Genomic DNA, 4,587 nt, shown 5'->3' on the forward strand with positions numbered 1-4,587 from the left:
GTACAAGAACAATTAATAGGTATAATGGAAGTGATGATACAAATCGCTCAGCTGATTTTTATATCTGTGACACAAAAGGTATTTCTTTTGGAAATAGTAATACTGAAACTTTATATAAGCCAGAAATCTAGGGTTGGAAAAGCTCCAACCCTAATTTTTGTTAATACTCATAAACAAAAGCGTTTTCACAAACACTTTCATCCTTTTCTGAGTTAATAACCATTTCCTCTTCGACCAATGTGTTTTCCTTACTATTTACCTTAGTAAGTCTCTTAAACTCAATATGCTCCGCAACAATTAGGATTTTTTCCCTAGTTTTGTCATCTTGAGTCTTCCACTCACTCATTCTAATTCGACCAACAACTCTAATAGTCATACCCTTTTGAATGTATTCTAAAGCCTTCTTTCCAAGCTTACCCCAAGCCTCAACATCTATAAAAAGAGTATCTTGAGTCTTTTGGTTTTCAAAGTTGGTATAAAACCTATTTGAAGCAAGACGAATAATAACGAGTTCCGCACTAGTTTTGCTACTTGTGTGGACTGCTTTTGGTTCAAAGCACACCTTTCCTTCAATAAGGATACAATTAAGATGATTCATAAAATACCTCCTGTTATAAATGCATCTACTAATAATAGAAGTAAAATTGAATTTTTTATGCTAAGATGGAAAAACAAGGAGTAAACAAATGTTATCAGTACTATCACTTGGAGGATCTATTATTGCTCCAAACAAACCAGATACAGAGTTTTTAAAGGCCTTTAGAGAAGCAGTTTGTGCTTATCTAGAAGAGGATAAAGAGAGAAAATTAATACTTGTTTGTGGAGGTGGTGCTCCAGCAAGAGATTATCAAGGTGCTTTAAGAGAAGTTAAACCAGATTCAGACTCATACATCCAGGATATGCTTGGAATTAAAGCAACTCATTTAAATGGAAGCTTAGTTAGAGCTATTTTTGCTGATTACTGTCAAAATGAACTAGTTACTGACCCAACTCAAGATATAGAATTTAAAGGAAGAATCTTAGTTGCAGCTGGTTGGAAGCCTGGTTTTTCTACTGACACAGATGCAGTCTACCTTGCAAAAAAGTTTGGAGGTAAATTAATTATTAACCTTTCAAACATTGCTAAGGTTTATACAGATGATCCAAGAAAGAATCCAAATGCACAGCCTTTAGACAATATCTCTTGGCCTGATTTCATTACTATGGTAGGAACCGAGTGGATTCCAGGAAAGAATACACCATTTGACCCAATTGCATCAGGATTAGCAAAGGATGCACAGCTTAAGGTTGTATGTGCAGATGGTAGAAACATCGAAAACACAATTAAAATCTTAAAGGGTGAAGATTATATTGGAACAACTATTGGTTAATATATTTCTTCTTCAAACTTAAGAAGTATGGGTTGGGATCTGCAAAGGGGGAAGGAAAAGGTACATCCTTATTAAAATCTGGAATCCATAGGATCTCATCCCCTAATTCTTGTACAAATCCTTCTTCAATTCCTAAATAATCTAAACTATCGAGTAAAAAATCATACTCATCTTCACTTATCTTCTTAAAGCCAGGATTTTCAAGTGGAGGTACAAATTGAGCCATTAAGGATAAAAAGCAATTATCCTTATAGTGCTTTGCATAATAACTCAAAACATCTAAGGTTGCTTTAAGAGAATCTGGAAATACTAAGTGCCTTACAATAGTACCCCTTATTTTATCAAGGTCTGTTACAGGGTGGGTTTTAGTAATAAAATCCATAACAGGAAGAATATAATCAGTATATTTTTCTCTTCCACAAAATTTAGAGGCAACATTCTTATCAAGAGTTTTCATATCCATTAAATATAAATCTATATAAGGGTCAATTAATGTTAATCCTTCGATGCTTTCGTAGCCGGATGAGTTGTAAACAACAGGAAGGTTAAAGCCTTTATCCTTTGCTATTATTAATGCTTCTATAATTGAAGGAATAAAATGAGTTCCGGTTACTAAATTTAATGTAGTCGCACCTTGCTCCTGTAAACTAAGCATTAATTCAGATAACTCTTCATTTGTAATATTAAAGCCCATATTACTTCCAAGAGCGCCTGAAATTTGATGGTTTTGACAGTATTTACAGTGTAAAGGACACCCTGTGAAAAATATCATACCAGATCCCTTTTCACCGGTTAGAGGAGGTTCTTCCCCTCTATGCAGTCCTGACCATGCAATTCGGACTTTATCACTTTGGCCGCAAAGGCCAACTTTTATTCTTCTATCTACTTGGCAGTAGTTAGGACAAAGTTTACATTTTTCGTACATATCTCTTGACCCATATCGCTGAATGTTGCATCTTGTTTTCTATGGGTATATGGAATAACATCTTTAAAAAAGAAATACAAGAAGAAGAACGCTTTATTCTATCTATTGATGGAGGAGGAATTAGAGGAATAATTCCAGCAGTAGTACTTTCATACCTTTCTTCTAAAATAAATGACAATATTCCATTTTACGCACACTTCGATTTAATTGCAGGCACAAGCACTGGAGGTATCATTTCTCTTGGTCTTGCATTAGAAAATGCTGAGATTCAAAAAGAAAAAAAAGAGGACTTTGAATACTATAAGAAAGTAAAGAAAAATATCTTTAAAAGTGAAAATATTTTCAAAGGACTTATCAAACCATGTGCAGATCCAAAGTTAATCGAAGGAATTTACTTAGACCATGGAAAAGAAATATTTGCACCAAGAACAAGACTTCTAGGAAGTGTATTTTCTGATAAATATGATAGTGCCTCATTAGAATTCTTCTATAGAACCCTATTTCACGATAGTAAGCTAAAGGATGCTTTAGTTCCAACTATGGTAGTTTCCTATGATTCGATTTCTGGTAGAGAGTGCTTGCTATCGAGTTATGGAAAGTATAATGAAACCCTCGTTCGTGATGCCGCTAGAGCCACAAGTGCTGCTCCTTTATACTTTTCTCCAAAGATTATGTTTGATGAAGATGGAAGTAAATTGGCACTCCTCGATGGAGGCTTAATTGCAAATAACCCAGCTCTATTTGCTTACATTGAAGCAAAAAAGCTATATCCAAATGCAAAGAAGTTTACTATCCTTTCTCTTTCAACTGCTAGAAATATTTATAAATTTGATCCAACAGGTATCTTTGGGGGCCTTTCGTCATGGGCTGAGCCTGTTATGAAAATTTATCCAAATAGCCAAATGGTTATGACTGATGATACTCTTTATAGTCTTCCCGATTGCAAGTATATTAGAATATTTGATGAAATAAGTGATGAAAAAATAAAGCTTGATGATACAAAGCCAGAGACTTTACAAAAGCTTCATGAAGGTGGACTTAAACTTGTTGAGAAGTTTTCACAAGAACTTGATGATTTTGCTTTACGCCTATCAGAAAGATCAGATTATGACCACGTTAAGTTATCAAGTCGTTTAGCCTTAGAAGGCCCTACTAACTTCAGCTAAGGCCTTTTCATGGATGCTTATAGCAAGCTCTTTTAATACCTTTTTGTAATCCTTTAGCTTAACGTTTTCGCCAACAATATCACTTACACCCTTAATAATTAATACTTTTTTATTTAGCTTTTTAGCAGCTAAAGCAACTCCATAAGCTTCCATATCATATAGTTGTGCTTCATCAATAGCATTTGAACTAAAGGTATCAGAAGAAGCAATTACTACACCTTCACTATTAATATTAAGTGGTCCCATAATACCTCTTTTATCATCTAATGTAGTAAATGGAGGAAGATGGAACTGAGTTAAATCAGCATCTTTATTAATTACTTTTGAACAAAGTAGTACATCACCAATATCAGCACTACCCTTTTTTGCACCACATGTTCCAACGTTAATGATTAACTTAACATCATCGCAATCATTTAAAAGTGTTGCAGCTAAAGCATTTTCCTTTCCAACACCTGATACTACTTTTATAAATATTTCTTCATTAAACAATGCGTTTTCAGCACTATCTGATGCAACAACTAATACCTTCACTTTATACCTCTTAGTGCATTAATTATATCTATACCAAGCCTTCTTTCTCTACCACTTAAAAAGGTGTAATTTATACAGGATGTTGTTAATAATCCTGCCCTCTCAGTTGCTTGGAAAATATCATAACCATTTAAATAAAATCCAAGTAAAAGAGAGGCAAATAAATCTCCAGAACCAGGGTATGAAGCATTGATTTTTTCAAAGCTATTAATTTTTATACTTTTACGATCATATACAATATTTGCTAATTTACCACGCTCTAAACAAACAGATGTTAAAACTACTAGGCTATCAGTTAGATCACTTATTCTATCTATAATAATTTTTATGTCTTCAATGGAAAAAGTACTTTTATAAGGATAATTTGTAATTAAACAAGCCTCTGTGATATTAGGAGTAATAATATTTGCTTTTTTTATTAAATCCTTCATGTATAGAATATTACTTTCATCAAAACCTTGATAAAGCTTTCCCTCATCTCCAAGTACTGGGTCAACAAGAATAGTACAATTGTAAGTTGAAAAAATTTGTTTAGCTAAATTATATTGTTCAAATGATGATAAGTACCCACTATAAATTGCATCAAAGGAAA

6 protein-coding genes are annotated in these 4,587 nt (G+C 33.4%); 2 read left to right on the plus strand and 4 right to left on the minus strand.

The genetic code is table 11. The annotated features are described in order from the left end of the window. Nucleotides 1-160: 160 nt before the first annotated feature. A complete protein-coding gene (locus SOY52_RS10320; RefSeq protein ID WP_320848871.1) occupies nucleotides 161-598 on the minus strand; it encodes a single-stranded DNA-binding protein in 438 nt (145 codons plus the stop codon). A gap of 88 nt (nucleotides 599-686) precedes the next feature. Here SOY52_RS10320 and pyrH point away from each other — a divergent pair, with 88 nt between their 5' ends. Further along, nucleotides 687-1,370, plus strand: coding sequence for a UMP kinase (pyrH, locus tag SOY52_RS10325; protein ID WP_320848872.1), 684 nt, complete (start codon nucleotides 687-689; stop codon nucleotides 1,368-1,370). Here pyrH and SOY52_RS10330 read toward each other — a convergent pair. Then, on the minus strand, nucleotides 1,360-2,295 hold the full coding sequence (locus SOY52_RS10330; RefSeq protein ID WP_320848873.1) for a radical SAM protein: 936 nt from the start codon (nucleotides 2,293-2,295) through the stop codon (nucleotides 1,360-1,362). The genes pyrH and SOY52_RS10330 overlap by 11 nt on opposite strands. A 41-nt stretch (nucleotides 2,296-2,336) precedes the next feature. On the opposite strand from SOY52_RS10330, the gene SOY52_RS10335 reads away from it, so the two are divergent. Continuing rightward, entirely contained in the window at nucleotides 2,337-3,461 is a 1,125-nt protein-coding gene (locus SOY52_RS10335; RefSeq protein ID WP_320848874.1) for a patatin-like phospholipase family protein, read from the plus strand. On the opposite strand, the gene SOY52_RS10340 is transcribed toward SOY52_RS10335, so the two are convergent. Next, nucleotides 3,435-3,995, minus strand: coding sequence for a hypothetical protein (locus tag SOY52_RS10340; RefSeq protein ID WP_320848875.1), 561 nt, complete (start codon nucleotides 3,993-3,995; stop codon nucleotides 3,435-3,437). The genes SOY52_RS10335 and SOY52_RS10340 overlap by 27 nt on opposite strands. Further along, nucleotides 3,992-4,587, minus strand: a 596-nt coding sequence (locus tag SOY52_RS10345; protein ID WP_320848876.1) for a bifunctional hydroxymethylpyrimidine kinase/phosphomethylpyrimidine kinase, incomplete at its 5' end; no start/stop codon positions are given. The genes SOY52_RS10345 and SOY52_RS10340, both read right to left, overlap by 4 nt.

The organism is Bullifex sp. (genome assembly GCF_034103065.1).
GTDB lineage: Bacteria > Spirochaetota > Spirochaetia > Sphaerochaetales > Sphaerochaetaceae > Bullifex.